The organism is Pseudomonadota bacterium (assembly GCA_039033415.1).
Lineage (GTDB): Bacteria > Pseudomonadota > Gammaproteobacteria > Xanthomonadales > SZUA-38 > JANQOZ01.
Map to the genome: position 1 here is coordinate 33500 of JBCCCR010000021.1, position 21065 is coordinate 54564.

The following is a 21065-nucleotide window of genomic DNA, read 5'->3' on the forward strand; positions in this document are numbered from 1 at the left end:
GGCTGCGCCGCCTGCTTGCTTGCAAACGACGATCGCATTGACCGGCCAGGCTAACTTCGAAATCTCCCTTGGATGCAATCGACTATAGGTTTGTATATTATTTACAGTACGATCGTACTGGAGATGAGGAAATGAGGCGATTCGCATTCATCGGGGTGGGCGCATTGCTGCCTCTTGCTGCGCTGGCGCAGGATCCAGCGCCGGATACGACAGATGGGGCACAGGAAGAGCTTCTGGACACCATCATTGTGCGTGGCGAGAAGATCGAACGGAGCCTGCAAGATACCGTCACCAGCGTTTCGGTGGTGACCCAGCAGGATATCCAGGACCTCAATATTGTCGATATCGAGGACGTGCTCCGGCGCGTTGGCAACGCGGGATTTGTAGCCACCGGCAGCGGCACCAATGAGCAGTTCACCTTGCGCGGCGTGTCCTCACAGGGCGTAACGGCAGGGACGAACACGCCGGTCTCTACGCTTTATCTGGATGGTGCGGTGATCCCGAACCAGGCGGCTGGGGCGGCAATTTCCAACGCCTGGGATGTAACCCAGATTGAAGTGCTCCGAGGGGCGCAATCGACGGTTCAGGGCAGAAACTCATTGATTGGTGCGCTGTTTGTCCGAACGGCTGATCCAACCTATAGCTGGGGCGGCCGCGCACGCGCGACTTATGGCACCGATGGTAACTGGGAAACCTCGATCGCCGTCGGCGGGCCCCTCGTGGAGGACGAACTGGCGGTTCGTTTCACGGCCCAGCGCCTTGAAAACGATGGATTTGTGCGGCGCCTGGACGGCAGCAACGGGGACGAGGAAAGCAGCACTCTGCTCCGCGGCAAGTTACTTTGGGAGCCGGCGGGGATCCCTGGGCTCGAGTGGCGGCTGACGGCAACCTTAAGCGATGAGGACGACGGCAGCGCGCTGGTGTCTGCGGCTAACCCGGGCGATCGCATCCAAATCACCGACGTGGCGGCAGACATCGAGCGCGATCTTGCCGTGTTCAGCAGTGAACTCAACTATGAAATCAACGATCAATGGATCTTCACGTCCCTGAGCTCCTACGCGGATCTCGAAACGGATGAGATCAATGACTTTGATGGCCTACCGGCGCTGGGCTTGCCGATAGCCCCGACTCGTCTGGATCGGCGGGACGAAAAGGACTGGCTGCAGGAGTTTCGTCTCCAGTTTGACAACGGTGACAATCTGCGTGGCCTGTTTGGTTTCTTGTACGCCGAGCGTCAGGCGAATGCTGCGACCCAGGTCAGCCAGGTATTTCCCGTCCCTCCGCTAGACCTTCGGCTGCTGGGACTGGATCAGGTATACCTCGGAGCCCTAGGTATTCCTACGCCGCCGACCGTGCCGTCCAATCTCGCCGACCCGCTGCTGCTCGGCACCTTTTTGCCGTTGACCACCGATTTCACCTTTGCACCCAAGTTCGACACGCTCGCGCTGTTTGCGGATGTGGAGTTTGACCTGACCGATCAGTGGACGGTTTCAGCGGGCTTCCGCTATGAGCAGGAGGACGCCAGCTTCCGAGGCACTCAGGTCAATCGGCTTCTGGAACAATCCGACATTCTTGCCGTGACGAGCGGTAATCCTGGGCTTGCGCCCGCGATCGCGCAGGGGCTTGGCGCTCTGGGAATCCCAGGCCCGCTCGCAGACGCGGCTGCGGGACCCATCGCAGGCTTCTATCCCGCCTTTGCTCAAGGGGCGCTGGCAGCGGCCTTTGGCAATCCTGACCCCTTAGGATTGGTCGATATCAGCCAGGAGGACGATTTCGATGTCTTCCTGCCGAAGTTTGTCGCCCGCTATGAGGTGAATGACGACATGTCGCTCGCGTTTTCTGCGCAGCGCGCCTATCGGCCTGGGGGGCTGGGTATTAATCCAGTCCAGTCTTTCATTTACTCAGTCGATACCGAGTTTGCCTGGAACTATGAACTTGCCTTTCGCAGCACCTGGATGGATTCCCGAATCGTGTTCAATGCCAACCTGTTCCTGATCGACTGGGAAGATCAGCAGCTGGAGGTGCAGCTGACCCCAACGCCGCAGGATACGGTAGTGCTCAACGTCGGGGAGAGCGAGCTCTGGGGACTGGAGGCGCAGCTTTCTGCGCGCGTTACCGACAGCCTGCAAGTCTTTGGCACGCTGGGGCTGCTGGACACGGAGATTACGGACGATGCCCGGATGCCGGGGACGATTCCGACGGGGAACAGCCTGGTCGGAAACGAGTTTGCGTTTGCGCCCGATCTTACCGCCAACGTTGGCTTTACCTACAATCCGGTCGGGCGCTTTTCTGCAACGGTCGACGTCAACTATCAGTCTGACAGCCAGCCTTTGCTGCCTAACTTTATCCTCGGCCGTGAAAACGATTCGCGAACGACGGTCAACGCGCGGTTGGGCTACGACTTCACAGAGTTTTCGGTGTTCCTATTTGGCTCAAACCTGCTGGATGAGGACTACTTCGTCAACGCGGAGGCCGCCGGCGGCGCGGTGGTCATGGGCGACCCCCGCGTCGTAGGTGCCGGCGTCACGCTGAGTTGGTAGCGCGAGGGCACAACCTGGGAGACGCGCTGGAGGCCGACGCTCGGAATTTGCTGGGACCGGCCCTTGCGGGTGGTGGGGGCGCCGCTATCAGCGTCTCTCAACAAGGGCGCATCAGGTTATCGAGCGGCTTCGGGTGGGCAGATACGGAGACGGCACAGCCGTTCACTCGCGACACGCGATTTCGCATCTGTTCGGTCACTAAACAGTTTGTCGCAACACTCATTGCGCTGGCGGCGCAGCGCGGCCTGCTCGATTGGGATCAGCCGATGGCAGATCATTTGCCCGCTTACCGTGACGATGAATGCCAGCCGACGCTGCGCCATCTGGCCAGTAACCAAAGCGGCATCTGTGACTATTGGTGCCAGGCGATGCTAACCGGTGCGACGGCCGATTCGACGTTTCGTAGCGAGGACGCACAGCGCCTGCTGAAACCGCCGCTCAGCTTTATGTTCCCGCCGGGTTCCGCGTTTGCGTACAGCAACACCAACTTTGCGCTGCTGGGTAATGTGGCGGAGCGCGTCTACGGTCAGCCGCTCAGCGAGATCCTCAGGGACGAGATCTTTGAGCCGCTGAAGATGAATCGCAGCTTGCTGGCTCCCGTTACGAGCGCGAAACTCGAGGGCCTGGCAACCGGCTATGAATACGCACCGGACGGCCGCCGAGTTCCGTGCACGGTCGATATCGAATGGTTTGGTGATGCGGGTATCGTCAGCACGCTTGCGGATCTGGAACGTTGGAACCAGGTCTTCGAAGAGCCGGAACATCCCTTAAACGCCGCGGTGCGTTCGCTGACGGAACCCCTCCGATACACCGACGGGCGTGTTGCTCCCTATCGGCTGGGGATTCGGGTTGGCCAGCTCGATGAAGACACGACTGAAACCCACCACGGCGCGCTGCGCGGTTGGCGCATGGTTCGCCTGCGCCTCCCTGATCAAGCCTTAAGTGTGCTGGTCCTGTTTAACCATATGTCTGACCCAGGGCCTATCGCTGAAAATCTGGCGCGGCTGGCGCTGGGGCGGTCAGTTCGATCGCCGGAACAAACGGTGATGGGCGATTCGAAGCGGTGGTTCTCTTCCAACCAAAAGCTGCTTGTGGGGATAGGTGAGCAGCACAACCGCCGTGAGGTCTCGTGCGGCGGGCGCACCGACAGACTGTTCGCTACGGACGATGCGTTAGTTTTTGAGTCCCCCAGCCGGGACGTTGAGCTGAGTCTTACCAAACCGCCTTCACTGCTTTACCGGGCGGATAACCATCGTTTGTCGTTGGAGCCAGTCGTGGAGACGCCGGCTGACCGCTATGACTATCTGGGCAGCTACCACTCCCCGAAGCTGGATACGACTGTCCTTGTGGAGTTCGATCGGACGATTCGATTCCTGGGTCCTCTCGGCAGTACACCTGCGTTAAAGGTCATACCCGTCAGCGAAGACCTGTGGCTTCTGCCCTGCTACCGAGCGCTAGACCATCACCCCCCGGGAGAATTCACGCTCAAGTTTGAGCGCACCGGTCAACGCGTCACCTCCCTCAGCATCAGCTGCTGGCTCGCCAGGTCAGAGGTGTTTGTTCGCCGAAGTGGAGATGCTGACGACTAAACCTGATTCGTATACAAAAATATTAAATTTGTATGCGAGAGTTGTTCGGAGTAGCATCAGAATGCGAACGATTCCCATTGAGTACAGGAGCTGACCATGCCTCATCAACCGAATCCGCCCGCTCTAGCGGGTATTTTGCTCGCCCTATTCACCGTCGACGGCGCCGTTGCGCAAGATGACGGGACGCTAGATGAAATTGTGGTCTACGGCGAAAAGTCCGCGAAGACCCTTCAGGACACTCAGGCCAGCGTTGCCGTTATTACGGCGGACGATATCGTGCAGCGAGATATTCAAAGCTTCCGGGACGCATTTCGGCTGTTTGGTAACGTGATTGATGCCGACTGGGCTGACGCCGGGTTTGTCATCCGTGGTGTGAATAGCGAGGGCCTGACACCGGGCGGGCAACCGCTGGCGGCGATTTATCTCGACGGCGCCCAGCAGACGGTTCAGGGGGCCCGACGAGGCGGGCGTGGTCTTTGGGACGTCCAGCAGGTCGAGGTGTATCGGGGCCCGCAGTCCACCTTAAGTGGCCGCGCTTCGTTGGCAGGCGCGATCTATGTACGCTCGAAGGATCCCACTCAGGAGTGGGACTTCCGGGCGCGGATTACGGGCGGATCGGACGATAATCGGGAAGGCGCTATCGCTTTCGGTGGACCGATCAACGACATTCTGAGCTTTCGCATTGCCGCTGAATACCAATCCCGGGAAAGCGATCTGAACTATCCGGGCTATGAGCGGTTCGTTCGCTTCGATAACTTTATCGAAGATGAGTACAAGAATATTCGCGGTAAGCTGCTGGCCGACTTTGGCGACACGCGTGCGCTGTTGACGATCTCCACAGCCGAGGACTCACCGCTTTACGACGATATTGCCGGCCCGGGTCTTGGCTTCGAATATAGCGAGCGCCGCGGTGATCTGAACGCCTCACTGCCGTTTTTTCAGGAAAACCGTGAAGCTGACAACGATACGGCTTCACTGGAAATCACCCATGACATGGGCGGGCCGCTGACCTTCACGTCGCTCACCTCCTACAACCAGACAGACCTTGAGGTGCCCTCCATCAACGAAGGTACGCCGGGCGAGGTGTTTACGACGCTGGGGTTTGATGACCAGGAACTGATCACCCAAGAGTTTCGACTCAACAGCGACGGGGAACGCAACTGGGTAGCCGGCTTTTACTATTCTCAGGAAGACACCACCAGCTTCCGTCGCCGCTCGACCTTTTTTGGTGGCGGCCGGGAGGACGTTTCCAATCAGACCTTCGATCTGAAGAACTACGCCCTGTTTGGCGAAATCAACTGGCCGTTTGCCCGGGACTGGACCGCCGTTGTTGGTGGCCGCATCGATCGGGTTGAGACAGACGCCGACATCAGCTTTTCGCGGGATAATTTCAACCCGGAGGCGGCCGATATTTTTGTGACCGGTCGTTCAGAAGCCAATGAGACAAATTTCTTGCCCAAGGTTGGGGTGGAATGGGAGTTCGCGGACGACCGCTCCCTGGGGCTGACCGTTCAGCGTGGTTTTCGCATTGGCGGCGCGGGCGTCGACTCTGTTGACGGTACGCCGTTTGAATTCGATGCCGAATACACCTGGACGACGGAGCTGGCCTACCGCAGCGTGATCGCTGACGGTCGAGCGACCCTCAACGCGAATGTGTTTTATACCGACTGGGAAGACCAGCAGGTAGAAGTGCAGCTTGTACCCGGCGACTTTACCTCGGCGGTGACTCTGAACGCGGGCGAATCATCGCTCTATGGCGCTGAGCTGGAAAGTCAGATCACCTTTTCCGACAGCCTGACGGGGTTTGTCTCGCTGGGGCTGCTGAACACGGAGTTCGACAGCTTCGTGAGCACCGCTGGCGATTTTACGGGCCTCGACTTTCCCGAGTCGCCCGACCTTACCCTGGCCTTCGGGCTGGATTACAACCACAACAGCGGCTTTTTCACCGGCTTCGACGCCAAGCACGTGTCGGAATATCTGGCGCGCGACCTGCAAAACGCGCCGGTTGATGAGGTGGGCGATTACTTCGTGGTGAACCTTCGAGCCGGTTACCGCAACGATCGCTGGACGCTGACGGTATTCGCCGACAATGCCTTTGACGAAGAGTATTTCGTCTATCGAGATGTGATCGGCGACTTCGACTGCTGCGCCTCGCTCGGGCTGCGCCGGCTCACCGGCGCCACGCTCACCTTCAACTACTGAGCACTCGACTGATCGCAACACCCAGAAAACTGGCGACTACGTAGCCGAACACGCCGCACAGCACCGCGGGACTGACGAGTCCCGGCCAACCCCGACTCGCCGCCATGCCGGCGGCGGGCGCCGGACCGAGCACGCAAGCGTTGGAGGCGACAATCAGGTACTCCAGAGGCCAGCCGAAGAGTCGCCCGGCAGCACCGAGAATGATCGCGTGAAGTACAACAATCACTGCCGCAAACGCCAGGAGCTGCATCGCTGAACCGGTGAGTGCGCCCAGGTCTGCACCTGCGCCGATGACAAAAAAGAACGGTAACAGGAGCATGGACCCGATCGGAAAAGCACCCGACATCGCGGCAGCCTGCCGGGGAAAGAGCGTCGCCAGGACCACCGTAAGCAGCGTAATCCACAGGAGCTGCATGGAGTAGCCGCCGCTGGCCCAGTCGAACAGGTAGCCCAAACCGCCGATCACGCCAGCCGCCACCAGCGCCAGGAAAGTACCCGGCGACAGAACTTTAGCCGCTGGCTGTTGGTCTTGGGTAACGGTTTCGGCGTGTACACCGCCCCGCGCAAACCAGCGGCCTAGAGCCTCATTGCCCGCCGCGACACCAAGCAAACCGAGGTAAATCACGCTAATCACGTTGTCGGCTGCCAGCGCCGCGCCCAGCGTGTCCGAAGCGGAAAATCCGGTGAGCTGACTGACGGAGACGAAATTCACCGAACCGCCGATGTAGGTGGCGGCAAAAACCCCGGCCAGCGCTCCTTGCTCTGGGCCCAGGGACATCAGGGCCGTCGCCACGATAACGCCAACCATGGTTGCAACGGCACCGGTGCAAAAAACTACGAGAAGGCGTCCGCCGTCGCGAGCAATGCGCTTTAGGTCCGCCTGAACGAGGAGCAGGGGAATGGCAAGCGGCACCAGGAAGGCTGCCGCCCACGTATAGCTGGGGTGCCCATGGGGAACGACATTCAGATTGGCGAGCAACGCGGCCAGGATCAGTACCACCATGATGGGGGACAAGAGCTTTCCGATCCGAGTTTTCCCGAGCTGCCAGCTTAAGCCGCAGGTGGCGAGCATCATGATCGGCACTGCCCAACCCATGCTCAGGTGTCCGGGTTCAGCGCAGTCACCTTGATTGGACACGCGAGGGTCCGCTGACCCGGCTCCCCACGCGGCACGCCGCGGTGGCGCATTTGCGGGTCGGCAAAAGCCTCCTCAAGATTGAGGACCGGCGTTGCGCAAGCATCGATGGTCAGCAGCCGCTCGGTCCAGTAGTCCCGCGGCTGGCTCCGAAATAAGTCGGTCAGTGCAGCGCGAAGCGCCGCACCCTGCTCACCCCGCCCGAGGGGCAGCTGCATCAGGTCCGGTCGCTCCACCGCCTGGCAAAACGCTAGCCAGAACTTTGGCTCGAGCGCGCCGAGGGCAAAACAGCGCCCGTCGGCACAGACGTAAACGTCGTAGTTTGGCAGGCCGCCGTTTAGCGCTTCGTCCCCGCGCCGCGGGATTTCTCCTGACGTATTCCAGCCAGCTACCGCCACGGACAGCAGGGCCATGGATGCGTCGGCCATGCCAACATCCACGTGACTGCCCTGACCGGTCGTTTTAGCTTTCAGCAGCGCTGAAACGACGCCAAGCGCAAACGTCAGGCCCCCGGCGGCCTGGTCGGCAAGCTGGATGTTGATGAGGGAAGGCCGCTCCTGATTGCGCCCAAACTGATCCAGTGCGCCGCTGAGCGCAAGGTAGTTCAGGTCGTGCCCGGCGCGGTTCCGATAGGGGCCTGTCTGACCGTAGCCGGTGAGCGAACCGAGCACGAGGGCCGGGTTGATCTTGTGCAGGGCCGGCAACGCGAGGCCCATCGCCTCCAGTACGCCCGGGCGAAAAGACTCCAGCAGCGCGTGGGATTCGGCAACCAGCGCACGCAGTTCTTCAAGACCCTCTTCCGAACGAAGATCCAGCGACACAACGCGCTTTTGGGAGTTAAGCAGCTGGTACAGCGCGGGGTTGAGGTTCCGCGCGTAGTCGCCGTTCGGTCCGGACTCCACCTTGATCACCTCGGCGCCCAGACTGGCCAAGTAGTGCGTGGCGAAAGGCCCAGGCAGCAGCCGGGTAAGATCGACGATACGAATGCCGGACAGAGGGCCAGCGTTGGTCATGACTGGCCCTGGTCGCCGGGCCAGGCAGGCCGGGGCGGTTTCTCGGGGAGCTCATTGCGCAGCTTTAGCTGGCTCGACATCATTTCGATCCACAGAGAGATAAAACGGTCAAAGTAATCGGGCTGGTCTGCCAGCGGCAGGTCCATGGCCATGCCCCGAAACAGCCACTGTGTCAGCATCACCAAGTCGGCCGGATCCTGTGTTCCCTGGCCTTCAAAGTAATGTCCCGCGGATTGGCGCAGCGTGGTGACGTAGGCCATCGCTAACGGGTGAAAGATTCGCGCGAGCGTGTCGTCGGAGCGCGAGGCCACCGCGAGTTCGATGAAGATGTCCGCTTCCGGTTGCTTGAAAACGTCCTGCCACGCCGCCCGGAACATCCGTGCCAGGGTCTCGCGTTCGCCAGAGGTGCTTTGTGTCGCCTTTCCGAGCCGGCGATAGGCTGCTCGCATCAGCTGCTCCGCTGCATCGCGAAAAAGATCGGCCTTGCTGGGGTAATGATGCAGATAGGCGCCGCGGGATACCCCTGACTCTGCCAAAACTCGACTGACGGTCGTGCCGGCGTAGCCGTGCTGCTGGAGGCAGCGCAACGTGCCCTGGATGATCTTTTCACGCGTCTCTCGACTTCGCTCGGCCTGAGTTCGACCGGCGGGTTGGCTTGCCGACATGTGCGTTCTTTCCTCTACCTTTGCCCGAAGCGTCGCCATCATACCGTTGACCGCACTGCCGGGATTGCGGAATAATACAGTACAACCGTACTGTAAATAAATTCGATGCTTCCACGATCCCTGTTTTCTGAAGAACACGACGCTTTTCGCGATAGCTTTCGCCGGTTTCTCGATGAGCGCGCTGTACCGAAGCACGCCAGCTGGGAGGCGCAGGGCCATGTGGATCGCGAAATCTGGCGTGAGGCCGGCGAAGCGGGTGCGCTGCTCACCGCTTTGCCTGAATCGGTCGGCGGCTCAGGTGGGGATCGACTGCACAGCGCCATTGTGCTGGAAGAGGTTGCCCACAGCATGTCCAGCGGACTCGGGTTTTCGGTGCACTCCGACATTGTCGCTACCTACATCCACAAATACGGCAGCGCGGCTCAGAAAGCGGCTTGGCTTCCCAAAATGGGATCGGGCGAATGGGTCGGCGCCATTGCCATGACGGAGCCTGGCACCGGGTCGGATCTTCAGCGCATCGCCACCACGGCGGTCAAAGAGGGTGACGAATACGTCATCAACGGCAGCAAGACGTTTATCACGAACGGCTATCACTGTGATTTGGCCATCGTTTGTGCCCGCATTGATGACGGTAGCAAGACCGAAGGCAACAACATTACGCTGTTTGTCGTGGAATCGGCCGCGCCGGGGTTTTCCAAAGGCCGGACGCTGGACAAGCTGGGCATGAAGGCCCAAGACACGGGTGAGCTGTTTTTTAGCGATCTCCGGGTCCCGGCTGATCACATCCTAGGCAGTCCAGGTATGGGCTTTCCGATTCTGATGGCAGAGCTTGCCTGGGAGCGACTGATGATTGCGGTCGCCTGCGTGGCCGGTGCCCGCCGGGCCTTTGAGGAAACCGTGAAATACACGCGGGGCCGTGAGGCGTTCGGCAAGCCGCTGAACCGCTTCCAGAACACCCGCTTCAAGCTTGCCGAGATGAAAACCGAGATTCAGCTTGGCCAATGCCTCGTGGACCGATGCCTTGGCCTGGATCTCGAGGGCAAGCTGCCCATCGACGCCGCGGCCAGCGCCAAATACTGGACCTCGGAAATGCTCGGACGCGTCGTCGATGAGTGTGTGCAGCTGCACGGTGGTTACGGCTACATGATGGAGTATCCGATCGCCCGCTGCTATGCCGACGCGCGGGTGCAGCGCATCTACGGCGGCACCTCGGAAATCATGAAGGAAATTGTGGCGCGGTCGCTCTGACCGGCTAAAAGGGAGACTCTCTTGCACGCATATATTATTGACGCGCTGCGAACCCCGCGTGGTCGCGGCCGCGCTGACGGCGCGCTGAATGAAGTGCCGCCAGCCCAGCTGGCCGCAGGCGTTTTGCGCGCGGTCGCCGATAGGCATCACGTCGGCGCCAACCAGGTTGAGGATGTGGTGCTGGGCATCGTTGAGCCGATCGGCGACCAGGGAGGGAATCTGACTCGCATCGCCGCACTTGAGGCTGGGCTGGGCGAAGACGTTGCCGGCATGCAGATCAACCGCTACTGCGCTTCCGGCCTTGAGGCCGTTGCGACCGCCGCCAGCCGAATTATGGCCGGCCAGGCAGACCTCACGATCGGCGGCGGCGTTGAGTCAATGAGTCGGGTGCCGATGACCGCGTCCGGAATTCCGATGGCGCTCGACGCCGATCTGGCAATGCCTCACTACATCGTGCCCCAGGGTATTGCGGCGGACCTGATGGCGACCAAATTTGGTTACAGCCGAGCCGACGTGGATACCTATGCTGCCGCTTCGCAGCAACGTGCCGGGGAGGCGTGGTCAGAACGCCGCTTTGATCGTTCTATCGTGCCGGTGCTCGACGAAAACGGACTCACCGTGCTCGACCGTGACGAACTCGTGCGGCCGGACACCACGCCAGAATCACTGGGTCGCCTCAACCCCGCGTTTGTCTTGATGGGTCAGATGGGCGGAATGGATGCCGTGGCCATTCAGAAACACCCTGACGTCGAGCGGATCGAGCACGTCCATACCGCCGGCAACTCCAGCGGCATCGTTGACGGCGCAGCGGCCGTTCTGCTGGCCTCCGAAGCGGGCGCCAGCCGGCTCGATGCGAAGCCCCGGGCTGTGATTAAGGGGTTTACCGTCATTGGCACCGAGCCCTGCATTATGCTGACCGGCCCGGAGTCTGCGACGGAACGTCTTCTGAAACGCCTCGGTATGGCGCCGAGTGACGTTGATCTCTACGAATTGAACGAGGCTTTCGCCGCGGTGGTACTGCGCTTCATGGACGAGCTGTCTCTGGACCATGACCGAGTCAACGTCAACGGCGGTGCCATTGCGATGGGGCATCCGCTGGGCGCCACCGGCGCCATGATTCTGGGCACGCTGCTCGACGAGCTTGAACGACGGGACCTCGAAACGGGCCTTGCGACGCTTTGCGTCGGCGGTGGGATGGGCATCGCTTTGGTGATCGAGCGGGTGGCGTCGTGAATAGGCCGGCGATTACAACGGAGACGGTTGACGGCGTTGGCGTCCTGACCTGGGATGATCCCAACCGGCCGGTGAACTGCCTGTATCGTGACGTGCTGCTGGCTTTTGACGAAGCCCTGGCGGCCTTGCTGACAGACGACGCTGTGAAGGGCGTGGTGATCACCAGCGGTCAGGACAAGTTTATCGTCGGCGCGGATATCTCGGTGCTCACGGAGATTCGCAATCTACCGCCAGAGGAAATCCTTGCGCAGAATCAGGAGTTGACGCAGCTGTTCCGGCGGATGGAAACCCAGGGCAAACCCCTGGTAGCGGCGATCAACGGCGACGCCTTGGGGGGAGGGCTCGAGCTGGCCATGGCCTGTCACGCCCGCGTGGCCGCTGCGGATGTGCCTCTGAAGATGGGGCTACCGGAGGTAATGCTTGGCGTGTTGGCCGGTGCCGGTGGCACACAGCGGATGCCACGGCTGATCGGCGCGCAGGAGGCGATCAAGGCCATGACCAGCGGTGCCAATATCCGGGTGGAGAAGGCGCTGAAACTGGGGCTCATCGACGCTGCGGTCGATCGCGACGCGCTGGTGAACCGCGCTGCAGAGATGATTCGCGCCGGTGAGGTGAAGCCCAAGCAACCCTGGGACCAGCCGGCCTGGCGGGCTACGCCCGAAGTTGATTCGCCGGAATGGGTTCAGACGTTTGGCGCTGCGGTGGCGCTTGTGCGTGGGCGAACGCACGGCAACATGCCGGCCCCGCAGGCGATCCTGAGCTGCGTCTATCAGGGGCTGCAGCTCCCGATCGACAGCGCGCTGAAATACGAAGGCCGGCAGTTTGTGAAGCTGGTCCGGTCCGACGTCTCCAAAACGATGATCCGCACGCTGTGGTTTGCCCGAAATGAAGCCAACAAGCTGGGCAAACGTCCTCCAGGAATTGATCCGTCAGACCTTAAGGAGGTCGGTGTCCTGGGCGCCGGCGTAATGGGGGCCAGCATCGCTATCTGTGCGGCGGAGGCCGGCATGCGTTGCTGGCTGGTGGATGTGTCGCAGGAGAACGCGGAAAAAGGGAAAGACTACGCTCGAGACTACTGGCAGCGCCAGGTCAAGAAAGGTCGGCTTGCCAAAGCAGCTATGGAAGAACGCCTGGAACACATCCGGCCGACCGCTGACTATGCCGACCTCAAGAACGCCCAGCTTGTCATCGAAGCGGTTTTCGAAAACCGCGAACTCAAGGCCAAAGTCACCGCGCAAACCGAGGCGGTCACGAGCTATCAATCGGTCTTTGGTTCCAACACGTCAACGCTGCCGATTACGGGGCTGGCCGACGCCAGTCGGCGGCCCGAGTCGTTTATCGGGATGCACTTTTTCTCGCCGGTGGAAAAGATGCCGCTGGTGGAGATCATTCGGGGCGAAAAGACCGACGACCGGGCGACGGCGGTGGCGATGGACTTTGTCGCCGCCATCGGGAAGACACCCATCGTGGTAAACGATGCCCGCGGCTTCTACACGTCGCGCGTGTTTGGCACCTATGGGCGCGAAGCGTTTGAAATGCTTCATGAAGGCATTGCGCCGGCGTTGATCGAGAACGTCGGCCGCTCGACGGGAATGCCCATGGGGCCATTTGAGCTGATCGACATGATTGGGATCGACACCGCGCTCAAAATCTACGAGTCGGCGCGCGACGAGCTCGGCCAGGAGGCTATGGAGGCCCAGGGTGAAAACTTCTATAACCTCGACCTTCTGAGCTGGATCGTCAACGATTCGGGCCGCCCAGGCCAGAAAGCGGCCGCCGGCTTTTTTGATTACGATGGTCGCAAGACGGCTCGCCTCTGGAGCGGCCTGACCGAGCGTTATCCCGGTACGGTGGCTAACCCCGATACAGAGCATCTGAAGAAGCGCTTTCTTCATATTCAGACGCTGGAAACGCTGCGCTGCATTGAAGAAAACGTTGTCATGGCGGCTGATGATGCCGATATCGGGAGCATCCTGGGCTGGGGCTTTGCGCCGCACACCGGCGGGGTCATTAGCTACGGCGAAACCCACGTCGGCTGGCAGAGATTTCTCGCGGACTGCGAGCAGTTTGCGGCGTCCTATGGCCGCCGCTTTGAACCGAACGGCCTGCTGCGGGAGCTCGCGTCCGGCCAACGACAATTTTTCAACGATTAACGCCAAGGAAGAAGAAAATGCTAGCGGATCTGACCCGTAAGGTGGAGAACAAATTTCAAAGCTCGGACGCCCTGACTCGATCAGTGAAGTTTGATCTGGGTGACGACGGCGTTGTGGTGATTCAGCCGGACGAAACGCCGGCCGTGCATAACAACGCCGTAGATACCGAATGTACGATTACCGTGAGCGCTGATGACCTGAACGACATGGTTGACGGCGAGCTGGACGCCGCGAACGCCTTTATGATGGGTCGCATTCAGGTGACCGGCGATATGGCGGTCGCCGTGCAGCTTAGCTCGGTCATGAAGGGTTAGCTTTCATTAGCATGGTCGAAAGATCATTCCCCTGCTCGGGGAGACCGGCTCATTTCGACACTACGTCAGGTCGATCACCGACTTGGGTAACCACGGCTCGTAACGCCGCCAGTGATCGATGCTGCTCTGGTACATAGGCTGACGAACCTGCCAGCGGCTGGGCGTATTCACCAGCCGCTCCGTTTGGTGAAAGCTCATTACCCGCTCATCCCAGGGAAGTCCGCAGTGCGATAGCAGTCGTTGGACCTCCTCATCGGGTTTCGAGACCAGCGACTCGTAGCGAAAGGTTGCCAGCCGAAGCTCAGGCAGATGTTCCTGCCAAAACGCCATCAGGTTGCGATACAGCTCAAAGAACCCAACGAAGTTTTCGGGGGTGGTGCGGAATCCCTGCAGCGGCGCCGAAAACTCCGTGAAGTAGTTGGATACGAAAAGGGCACGGGGGTCCCGGGACAGGTGGACCACGGGCGCCCCCGGGAACAGCACGTGAATCAGGCCCAGGTAGATGAAGTTGAAAGGAAGCTTGTCAACGAAGATAGGTTCCTCAACCCCTCGGCCGGCCCCGTCGATATATGCCTGGGCCAGGCGCTCGCGGACTTGTGCCTTCAGGTTTTCAATCCCAGCAGGATAAGGTGCGCTGGCGCCGAACGTCGGGAGCCGACTGGCGAGCTGGGGTATCAGCGGCGACTCGCCCACGCCCGTCACCTGCGGATGGCTTGCCAGAATCTGTTCGACGAGCGTGGTGCCACTTCTCGGTAGCCCAATGACAAAAACCGGTTGCGGGCCTGGACCTGTCTTGCCGATTGGGCCGTTCCAACCGCCGGCCTTAACCGACGCCTTGAGCTGACTACACTCGTTATGCAGCAGCTGCAGATCGAAGCCGCTTTGGCGGGCCAGCTGCTGATTGGCCCGCTGAGCATGCGCAAAAGCCTTGTCGTAACAGCCTTGCTGTTCCCAGGCCCGGGCCAGCGCAAAGCGTAGCCGCGTGTCGTGACTGCCAGGCTGTGCTCGCTCCAACAGTGCTTCAGCTCGCTGCACAACCGCCGGCTCTGGCGTGCCGCCCCGCATTTTGAGCAGGGCAGCGAGGGCGCCCGGGTCGTCGGGGTTAACGGCTAGTGCCTCCACCAAAAGCTGACGGGCCTCATCGAAGTGTCCGCGAGCCGTTTCCAGGTTTGCCAGGTGCACCCGGGCGGCCACCGTCTGCGGATCCAGTTCGATCGCCTGGGCAAAAGCTGACGCGGCCTGGTCCGCCTCATTTAAATCTCTCAGTACGAGCCCGAGGTTGGCGGCAACGCTGGCCATTGGCCGCAGCGCCAGCGCCCGCTGATAGGCATCCGCCGAGTCGTCAAGCCGCCCCAGCCGGCGCCACGCACCCCCCAGGTTGTTCCAGCTTTCGAAGTCCTCCGGGTAGAGCTCGATGGCGCGCTTGAGGGGGGCGATAGCCTGGTCGGGGCGTTTGGCTTGAAGCAGGAGTTTGGCCAGATCCGAGTGGACCGCGGCCGGTGCGCCCGGAATACGAGCCATCTTATGCATGGCGGCCAGCGCCGCGCCGAGGTCGCCAGCGCGCAGGCTAGCGGCTACGTCGCGGCGCAGGTTGCGACTGGCGTCGGCAAACTGGGCGCTCAGGCCGTCCATCGTGACCCGCTTCGCCAGATCCCGGAACGGGGCCGAACTCGGCCAAAGCTAAAAGCGATAGGAGACGGTACCGTAAAGCGCTCGGGTTTCACCATAGCCCCAGCCGGCAAAGCCGGTGCCGAGGAACTGAACGAAATATTCCTCATCGGTGAGGTTTCGCACGCCGATCTGTGCTCGGACCTGGTCTTTCGGCTGGTAGGTGAGGTTGGCCTCAACCAGCGTATACGAATCGATTTGAAGGCTATTGTCGTCGTTGACCCACTGCGTGCCCACGTAGCGGGCGCCACCGCCCACACTGAACCCATCCAGGCCGCCCAGCGGCGGCAGCTGGTACTGGACGAATATGCTGGCCAGATTGTTTGGGGCGTTGGGTATCTCATTGCCGACGAGACTGTCATCGGTGAGCTCTTTCGTCACCTCGGTGTCAAGGTATGAAAAGGTGGCAATCAAATCCAGCCGTTCTGTCACCGCGCCGATCACTTCAAGCTCAACGCCTTCATGATCCTGGGAACGGGTAGACGGACTGGCCAGTACGCCGTCGCCGACAACGGACGCCACGTCGTCGCGCTCGATGCTGAAGGCGGTAATGCCAGCGCCCAGCGCACCATCGAAAAACTCACCCTTCAGGCCAACCTCCAGCTGGGTGCCGGTTTCTGCTGGAATTGGTTGGCCGGCGTCGTCGTTGACGTTGGTAGGCAGGAAGCCCTCACTGTAGCTGGCGTAGCCAAACACCCCGTCGGTGACCTCATACACCAGGCCGGCGCGGAAGATCGTGTCGCTGACGTCTCCGCTCACATTCACATCCCGGCTGGATCCGAAGGGTCCGCCTGAGCCGCCGTTGTTGATTCCCGTCTGATCAAAATCCTCCGATTCGTAGCGCGCGCCGAGCAGAAGCTGCAGGCGGTCGGTCGGACGGAGCACAACCTGCGCCGTAAAGGCCAGATTTTCTTCGTTGCGCATGCTCTGATCCCAGGGGAAAACGGGCTGAACGGAAATCGGAATATCGCCCACACCGAAGCTCGTCGTTGGGGCCAAGATGTTGGCGAACTGGGCAAAAAAGGTGCTCGGATCCTGGAGCTGGTAGTTCTCCGTAATCTCCCGATCGCGGTACTCGGCGAGCAGGATAAAGTCGTTCTCGCGACCGAACGCGTCGAACTTCCCGGTCAGCGCAAGCTCGGTGAAGTAGGTTTCGAAGGTGTCTTCGTCATCGTAGGTGTACCAGAAGGCGAAAGGGCCCGGAACGCCAAAGCCGAACGCCTCGGGTCCGCCCAGACCCAGGAAACTCACAAACCGGTGGCGGCGTTCAGTTTCAGCGTAGCCCGAGGTGATTCGTCCCGACAGAGAATCATTGAATCGGTGCAGGACCCGGCCCGTAATATCTCGGTTGTCATAGTCGTTGAAGCAGCCTTCCACAAAAGAACAGCCGTTCCAATCCGAAGGAATAAAATCTGGGACCGACCCATCGCGATAGTCCTGGGAAAACAAGCTTACGGGATCGGCTTCGCCAGACTCGATGCTGGCGTCAATCTGCAGCTGGGTATTCTCACCGAAGTCGACGTCCAGGGCGAGTTTGATCGGTGTTTTTTCCAGTCCCTCGCCGTCCCGGAAACCATTGCGAGTCTCATAGCCCAGCCCGCCGTAGCCCCGAACCGTTCCCGATTCGTTGAGCGGACCGGAGTACTCGAGTTCGAGGCGGTGCGCGCTGAACGAACCGCCGCGGTAAGAAATATCGATTTCCCTTTCCGCGCTGGGTCGCCGGGTGATGATGTTGACCGCGCCACCGTAATTCAGGGTGCCAAGAACAATCGAGGTTGGCCCACGCAGGTACTCGATGCTGCTCACGCCCAGAAGGTCGCGATCAACGTTTGATGCAATCGGCAGTCCGTTTAGGAGCACACCCTCCGCCACGCTCAGATCAAAGCCGCGCGCGTTAAATCGGTTGTCAAAGCCGCCATAAGAGCCTTTGTTCACGTAGCCGGGCACCAATCCAACGGTGTCCTCCAGATCCAACGAGCCGGTCAGTTCGAGTATGTCGTCGGTGAGTACGGTAATCGCTTGAGGCGTCTCGACGATCGGCAGATTCAACTTGGTCGAACTCATGGCGTTTCTGGGGCGGAAGAATTCAGCCCGTTCCGCCACCACGACGACTTCCTCAATGAGTTCATCTTCGTCCTGCGCGATGGCAGAACTCCCAACGGCGAGGAGGGCAGCCCCGGCAGCGTGTGAGCCGGTTCGTAGGGAACGACGGATGGCCTGGCAAAGAGTGGAGACTTTCATCGTTGCGCCCTCAAGTGTGTTCAATCAGGCAAAGATTGTATACAAAATATGGTCCAATGCATACGACAAAATTCGGCGAGACACCATGCCGGGCATTTCCGGTACGGTCGGTCGGGAATCGTAAAGTAAGCTGCCGGGCAGTCTGAAGCGCGTTTCAGAGGGACTGCACAACCTGCGCGAGCTTTGCATCGCCGCCGCGCCCGGGGTCAGCACAGGGCAGGCCGGTCTCATCTTCCAATTGACGGAGATAGACGGCGGATTCGGTTTCGGTCATCTCCGAAGTGTTGACCGATATCGCCACGCAGCGCGATGTAGGGCAGGTGAGTCGGGCCGCGTCCCGATAGGCATCGAGGCAGACGTCGACGGGAGGCAGCGGGCGTTTCGTGCCGATCATGTGCCGGCGCGTGGCGTGGTGACACAAGATAAGCGCTTCCGCCTGGGCGCCGTGAACCAAGCCGAGCGTGACGCCGGCAAAGGAGGGGTGAAACAGTGATCCTTGACCTTCGATGATGTCCCACCGATCGGCCACCCCCGCGGGCGCGAGCTGTTCAGCGGCGCCGGAGATGAAGTCGGCGACCACGGCGTCGACACAAATGCCTGTGCCGGCGATCAGAATCCCCGTCTGGCCGGTCGCACGGAAAACTGCCGGTACGCCGATCTTCTCGAGTGCCCGCGTGAGCGCCAGCGAGGTGAACATCTTGCCAATGGCACAATCAGTGCCGACAGTCAGCAGGCGTCGGCCGGGGCGCGGTTCACCTGATCCGACGGTCAGCGGTTCGTCGTGATGGCGAACGTCCACCAGCCGGCGTCCGGTCCGTGTCGCAACGTCGCGCAACCCCGGATGGTCGGTCAGCCGCTGGTGCAAACCTGATACGAGGTCGAGACCGGACTCCATCGCCTCGGTCAGTGCGTCAATCCACGACGGGTCGAGGTAGCCCCCGTGATTCACGACGCCAATCACCAAGGCTTTCGCGCCCTGGCTCGCGGCCTCCTGGGGGTCGAGGTTGGGTAAGCCCAGGTTGACCGCGTCGGGCTTGAGCCGATACTGGCCCACGCACCAATCCGGCCGCCAGTGAGCCAGGCCGCCGGCGGTCTTGGCCAGCGTCCGGGAGGTGCCATCACCCAGAAACAGCAGATAAGGTGGCTTCAGATCGTGCATGGCAACGTCAGCCCCACAAGGTTGGTGATGCCGGATAGATCCGGGCGCCGTCGAAGCGCATAGGGGGCGCTTCGTCTTCCGCAAGGTTCAGCGGGCCGTCGAGATCGACATAGCGACAGCGCTGTCCCACCAGGTGCGCCGGCGCCATCGCCAGCGATGATCCCAGCATGTTGCCGATCATCAGCTCAAACCCCCGCTGAGCGGCGGCCTCGGCCAGCGATATTGCCGGACCCAGCCCTCCACACTTGTCCAGCTTAATATTGATCATCTGGTAGCTTCCGGCCAGTCTCGGTAAGTCGGCTTTGGCCTGGCATGATTCGTCGGCGCATAGCGGAAAAGGGAAGTGCAAACCTGCGAGCGCGTGATCATCGTCGGGATGCAGCGGCTGCTCCAGCATGGCGACGCGGGCATCGATAAGGGTGTCCGACAATGACTCCAGTTCGTCGCGGCTCCACCCGCAGTTGGCGTCGACAATCAGTTCGCTGTCGGGATTGGCCTCACGAACCGCCGCAATCCGATCGGCATCCTTTGCCGTTCGCCCGAGCTTGAGCTTCAGTACCGGCCAGCCCAGCAGCGCCTTTGCGTGACGAGCCATAATGTCGGGCTCATCGATCGATACGGTGACAACCGTATTCAGCGGCTGCGGTTCCGGGCAATCTAGCAGTTGATGCACCCGCATCCCTGAAAGCTTGGCGTTCAGATCCCACAGTGCGCAGTCAAGCGCGTTGCGAGCGCCGCCCGGTAGATCGAGGCTTTCGACCCAGCCTGGCTCCAGGGCATCCGCGGGTAGCTTAGAACCCAACGACCGGACTGCGGTGCAAAGATCTTCGGCGGTCTCAGCCCGATAAAACAAGGGTGCACCCTCACCTCGGCCCAGGTGGCCATCCCGGGTAATCGCTACCTGCAGTACCGCCATTTCGTGCCAGGTGTAGCCGGACACTTTGAACGGTTTCCGCATCGGCCACCGCACCACGGCGGGTTCAACGCTGATGCTCGCCGTCACTGGAGCGGCCCCAGCGCAATTACAAAGCTTAAGAATCGGCTGAGTTCCTCAACCGACCGAGCCTCGAAGTGAATTCCCAGCGCGTGATTTCGCTCGACCTGGGGCAGCAGCTCAAGTAGTTCGGGCACCGCATGCTGCTGGAAATCGATCTCAAGCGTGACCGGCTCCTCAAGCATAAACGGCCGAAACGATCGTCCGCTGGAGACTGCGGCCGCCGCCTCACCAGCCTTTTCCGTAAGCTCCCGGCAAACGGCCGCGGGTGTACGTGTGCGGGCGCTATAGCGGCCGTGCGCCTCTTTGGTTACAACCGTCAGCACGTCTGGCAGTAGCTCCTTCACGTGCTGGACATAAGCCTGATCGCCGCTGGCAAGAACGACCGGTACGCCAAAGTTCGCGGCGATCGCTGCGTTGACGGTGGTTTCGCTCGCCACCGCGTTGTTAACACGAACCTGGGTGATCATCCGCCCGGCAAAAGTGTGGGCCAGGGTAGCCGGATGATGCTGAGCACCGCCATGGTGGCCAATCAGCATCGCCATGTCGTAGGTACCATGCTCGATGCCCTGCATCATGGCCCAAGGTCGGGGCCAGTGCCGGATCAATTCGACCCCGTCGGGAAGGAGGTCAAGCAGCAGATTTTGGCCGTTTCCGTGAGAGTCGGAGACGACCACCTCGGTGACACCGGCATCCATGGCGCCGCGGCATGCCGCCAGCACTTCTTCGGTCATCCATCGGCATGCCCGTTCGTATTCGAAGCCATCCTCAAGGGTTTGGGCGGTGGACACCACGCCAGCAATTCCTTCAATGTCCGCAGAAATGTAGAGACGCACGGCTCCTCCCTAAGTCCACAAAAGTGTATTTGATTAAGCTTTTTTTGTATACAATCGAAGGTTCTTGGAAAACAC

Annotated in this window: 15 protein-coding genes; 7 read left to right on the top strand and 8 right to left on the bottom strand. The window is 60.7% G+C overall.

Features of this window, described 5'->3' with window-relative positions; genetic code table 11:
• Positions 1–131: 131 nt before the first annotated feature.
• The 3 genes from AAF358_17135 (at position 132) to AAF358_17145 (ending at position 6331) form a co-directional block, all read left to right on the top strand.
• A complete protein-coding gene (locus AAF358_17135; protein ID MEM7707285.1) occupies positions 132–2540 on the top strand; it encodes a TonB-dependent receptor in 2409 nt (802 codons plus the stop codon).
• Complete coding sequence (locus AAF358_17140) at positions 2534–4129, top strand: serine hydrolase (protein MEM7707286.1); 1596 nt, start codon at positions 2534–2536, stop codon at positions 4127–4129. The genes AAF358_17135 and AAF358_17140 overlap by 7 nt, the downstream gene beginning before the upstream one ends.
• 96 nt (positions 4130–4225) lie before the next feature.
• The gene (locus AAF358_17145; GenBank protein MEM7707287.1) at positions 4226–6331 is read left to right on the top strand and encodes a TonB-dependent receptor; all 2106 of its coding nucleotides are present in this window, start codon (positions 4226–4228) and stop codon (positions 6329–6331) included.
• On the opposite strand, the gene AAF358_17150 is transcribed toward AAF358_17145, so the two are convergent.
• From AAF358_17150 to AAF358_17160, 3 genes are read right to left on the bottom strand one after another with little or no spacing between them, the layout of a single operon-like run.
• Positions 6321–7469, bottom strand: a complete 1149-nt coding sequence (locus tag AAF358_17150) for a DUF819 family protein (GenBank protein ID MEM7707288.1) — start codon at positions 7467–7469, stop codon at positions 6321–6323. The genes AAF358_17145 and AAF358_17150 overlap by 11 nt on opposite strands.
• A complete protein-coding gene (locus AAF358_17155; GenBank protein MEM7707289.1) occupies positions 7430–8479 on the bottom strand; it encodes a CaiB/BaiF CoA-transferase family protein in 1050 nt (349 codons plus the stop codon). The genes AAF358_17150 and AAF358_17155 overlap by 40 nt, the downstream gene beginning before the upstream one ends.
• Positions 8476–9144 carry a TetR/AcrR family transcriptional regulator gene (locus tag AAF358_17160; GenBank protein MEM7707290.1) on the bottom strand — a complete coding sequence of 223 codons (669 nt, stop codon included), beginning with the start codon at positions 9142–9144 and terminating at the stop codon, positions 8476–8478. The genes AAF358_17155 and AAF358_17160 overlap by 4 nt, the downstream gene beginning before the upstream one ends.
• A gap of 105 nt (positions 9145–9249) precedes the next feature.
• On the opposite strand from AAF358_17160, the gene AAF358_17165 reads away from it, so the two are divergent.
• The 4 genes from AAF358_17165 to AAF358_17180 are packed head-to-tail and all read left to right on the top strand — an operon-like array spanning position 9250 to position 14092.
• Positions 9250–10392, top strand: a complete 1143-nt coding sequence (locus tag AAF358_17165; GenBank protein MEM7707291.1) for an acyl-CoA dehydrogenase family protein — start codon at positions 9250–9252, stop codon at positions 10390–10392.
• Between the two features lie 21 nt (positions 10393–10413).
• Positions 10414–11625, top strand: a complete 1212-nt coding sequence (locus AAF358_17170) for an acetyl-CoA C-acetyltransferase (protein ID MEM7707292.1) — start codon at positions 10414–10416, stop codon at positions 11623–11625.
• Entirely contained in the window at positions 11622–13778 is a 2157-nt protein-coding gene (locus AAF358_17175; protein MEM7707293.1) for a 3-hydroxyacyl-CoA dehydrogenase NAD-binding domain-containing protein, read from the top strand. Before AAF358_17170 ends, AAF358_17175 begins: the two co-directional genes overlap by 4 nt.
• Positions 13779–13795: 17 nt before the next feature.
• A complete protein-coding gene (locus AAF358_17180; protein ID MEM7707294.1) occupies positions 13796–14092 on the top strand; it encodes an SCP2 sterol-binding domain-containing protein in 297 nt (98 codons plus the stop codon).
• Positions 14093–14152: 60 nt separating this feature from the next.
• Here AAF358_17180 and AAF358_17185 read toward each other — a convergent pair whose 3' ends face one another.
• From AAF358_17185 to AAF358_17205, 5 genes are all read right to left on the bottom strand, one after another.
• A complete protein-coding gene (locus AAF358_17185; GenBank protein MEM7707295.1) occupies positions 14153–15724 on the bottom strand; it encodes a sulfotransferase in 1572 nt (523 codons plus the stop codon).
• A gap of 48 nt (positions 15725–15772) precedes the next feature.
• Positions 15773–18001 (bottom strand): TonB-dependent siderophore receptor, encoded by a 2229-nt coding sequence (locus AAF358_17190; GenBank protein MEM7707296.1) that lies wholly within the window; start codon positions 17999–18001, stop codon positions 15773–15775.
• Positions 18002–18155: 154 nt separating this feature from the next.
• Entirely contained in the window at positions 18156–19160 is a 1005-nt protein-coding gene (locus AAF358_17195; GenBank protein ID MEM7707297.1) for a DUF1611 domain-containing protein, read from the bottom strand.
• Between the two features lie 7 nt (positions 19161–19167).
• Positions 19168–20163, bottom strand: coding sequence for a dipeptide epimerase (locus tag AAF358_17200; GenBank protein ID MEM7707298.1), 996 nt, complete (start codon positions 20161–20163; stop codon positions 19168–19170).
• Positions 20160–20990 (bottom strand): M55 family metallopeptidase, encoded by an 831-nt coding sequence (locus AAF358_17205; protein ID MEM7707299.1) that lies wholly within the window; start codon positions 20988–20990, stop codon positions 20160–20162. The genes AAF358_17200 and AAF358_17205 overlap by 4 nt, the downstream gene beginning before the upstream one ends.
• Positions 20991–21065 lie beyond the last annotated feature (75 nt).

Bases quoted from the DNA above. Each gene is read 5' to 3' on its own strand.
- AAF358_17155 (MEM7707289.1), bottom strand. From the start codon at position 8,479: ATGACCAACGCTGGCCCTCTGTCCGGCATTCGTATCGTCGATCTTACC.
- AAF358_17195 (MEM7707297.1), bottom strand. From the start codon at position 19,160: ATGCACGATCTGAAGCCACCTTATCTGCTGTTTCTGGGTGATGGCACC.
- AAF358_17185 (MEM7707295.1), bottom strand. From the start codon at position 15,724: ATGGACGGCCTGAGCGCCCAGTTTGCCGACGCCAGTCGCAACCTGCGC.
- AAF358_17160 (MEM7707290.1), bottom strand. From the start codon at position 9,144: ATGTCGGCAAGCCAACCCGCCGGTCGAACTCAGGCCGAGCGAAGTCGA.
- AAF358_17180 (MEM7707294.1), top strand. From the start codon at position 13,796: ATGCTAGCGGATCTGACCCGTAAGGTGGAGAACAAATTTCAAAGCTCG.
- AAF358_17145 (MEM7707287.1), top strand. From the start codon at position 4,226: ATGCCTCATCAACCGAATCCGCCCGCTCTAGCGGGTATTTTGCTCGCC.
- AAF358_17135 (MEM7707285.1), top strand. From the start codon at position 132: ATGAGGCGATTCGCATTCATCGGGGTGGGCGCATTGCTGCCTCTTGCT.
- AAF358_17190 (MEM7707296.1), bottom strand. From the start codon at position 18,001: ATGAAAGTCTCCACTCTTTGCCAGGCCATCCGTCGTTCCCTACGAACC.
- AAF358_17165 (MEM7707291.1), top strand. From the start codon at position 9,250: ATGCTTCCACGATCCCTGTTTTCTGAAGAACACGACGCTTTTCGCGAT.